At 70.8% G+C, this 2,045-nt stretch carries 2 protein-coding genes; both read right to left on the bottom strand.

Annotation, left to right across the window (positions count from 1 at the left end):
- The coding region (locus V6M57_RS12115; protein WP_332815249.1) for an FAD binding domain-containing protein at positions 1 to 539 on the bottom strand (539 nt) is incomplete at its 3' end.
- The coding region (locus V6M57_RS12110; protein WP_332815248.1) for a xanthine dehydrogenase family protein molybdopterin-binding subunit at positions 536 to 2,045 on the bottom strand (1,510 nt) is incomplete at its 5' end. The genes V6M57_RS12110 and V6M57_RS12115, both read right to left, overlap by 4 nt.

The raw sequence follows: 2,045 nt of genomic DNA, 5'->3' as shown, positions 1-2,045 counted from the left end.
CCGGTGCCGCTTTTCGCCAAGGGAAAACGCACCTCCTCCAGCAACTCGTCGGGCGCACGCGCGGTGAGCAGCATGCCGGTGAAAAAATCCGCCGCCTTGACCACCCGCCGCCCGCGCGCCCGGCGCAGCACCACTTCACCCTCGAGTGCCAGCAGGCACAGCGGCAACTCGGCCGATGGATCGGCATGCGCGATGGAGCCGGCCACCGTGCCGCGGTTGCGGATCTGGAAATGGGAAATATGGGGAAAGGCCAGCGCCAGCAGGGGCAGCTCGGTGGCCAGTCCCGGCCGCCCATGAACGCTGGCCTGGGTCGCAGCCGCGCCGATGCGAAGCTGGCCGTTGGCTGCCTCGACCGCTGCCATCGGGCGGCTGCGTGAAATGTCGATCAGCAGCGCCGGGTTGGCCAGCCGCATGTTCAGCACAGCCATCAGCGACTGGCCACCGGCGAGGATGCGGGCATCCTCGCCGTGCCGGGCCAGCGCGGCGACGGCAACCTCGGCCTGGTCGGCGCGCAGGTAATCAAATGCGGCGGGCTTCATGCGTTCACTCCCAGACGGCGCAGCAGGCGCTGCCACCAGGTCAGGCGCGCCGCCCCGGTGGCCTGCCGGCCCAGCGATTCAAACAGCTGCGCGAGCACGATGCGGGCAGCACCTTCCAGCATGCGGCTGCCAACCGCCGCGACCTTGCCGCCGACCTGCGCCGCATAGTCATAGTGCAGGCGTGTGCCGGAGGCCGTGGCCTCCAGCCGCACCGTACCGCTGCCCGCACCGGTTCCCAGTGATGAAGACCCCTCCCCGGCCAGACGCAGGCTGTGCGGCGCATCAATGTCGGACAGGGCAATTTCCGCGGCATAGCGCGCCTTCACCAGACCCACGCCCACGGTCACGTCGGCGCGGTAACGGTTCTCCCCGGTCGACACCAGCGCGTGGCAGCCGGGAATGACCTTCGCCAGCGCGGCCGGGTCGAGCAGCACCGCGAACACCTTCTGCGGCGACGCCGCAATCTCGATCACGCCGGCCGCGTGCAGGGACAGCCCGTCCTGCGCCGCCGACACCGGCTGTGCCGCCATCGCGCGGGCCATGGCCGCCGGGGGCGCGGGTTCGACGGCCCCCATCAGCGCGAGCACCCGGCTGGGGGTCAGCGGCAGGCGGATGTCGCTGACGTCGCCGATGCGGGCCTGCAGCGGTTTGAGCGCGTCGGCAAAAGCGTTGGCAATGCACACGGGGGTGCTCATGTTGTTGCCTTCGCCCAGGCCCTTGGCGCCCAGCGGCGTGAAGGGCGAGGGTGTTTCCATGTGCACGATCTCCGGCTCGGGCACCTCGCAGGCGGTGGGCATCAGGTAGTCGGCCAGCGTGCCCGACTGGAAGCCGCCGTCGGCGGCATAACGGAACTCTTCGAACAGCGCCGCGCCCAGGCCCTGGGCAAAGGCGCCGCGGATCTGCCCGTCGGCCATGCCGGGGTGCAGGATGCGGCCGGCATCATGGGCCGTGATGTAGCGGTCCACGCGCACGCGGCCGGTGTCGGGGTCCACCTCCAGGCCGCAGATGTCAAACACAAAGCCATAGGCGGCCGAGGTATTGACGCGGTCCTGCGCGTCGGGTGCGGCCAGCGTGGGAGCGCTCCAGAAGGCGGTTTCGCGCAGACCGGGCTCCACCCCCTCGGGCAGCAGGCCAGGTGCCCAGTGCGGGCTGGCGGCGAGCCGGGCGAAGGGCTGCGAGCGCCCGGGCTCCAGCGCGCTGAAGACCTTGCCGCCTTCAAAACGCACCTGCCCGGGCGCGCAGCCCAGCGCAGCTGCGGCGATGTGCGCGAGTTTGTCGCGCATCCTGACAGCCGCCAGATGCACCGTGCCGGCCACCGCGCCGGCGAAGCGGCTGGAGTAGTTGCCGGCGGCCACCGACCAAGCGTCCTTGGCAGTATCGAACTCGACATTGACCACGACCTGGCCGGGCTGCAGGCCCAGCACGTCGGCCACCACCTGCGCGCAGACGGTCATGTGGCCCTGGCCGGCGGGTGCCGACGCGATGTTGACATTCACCCCGCCCAGC

The organism is Ramlibacter sp. (assembly GCF_036676645.1).
Taxonomy (GTDB): Bacteria; Pseudomonadota; Gammaproteobacteria; order Burkholderiales; family Burkholderiaceae_C; genus Ramlibacter.
Note: the sequence above shows the minus strand (reverse complement) of the source record. Positions and strands in the feature narration are given on the sequence as shown.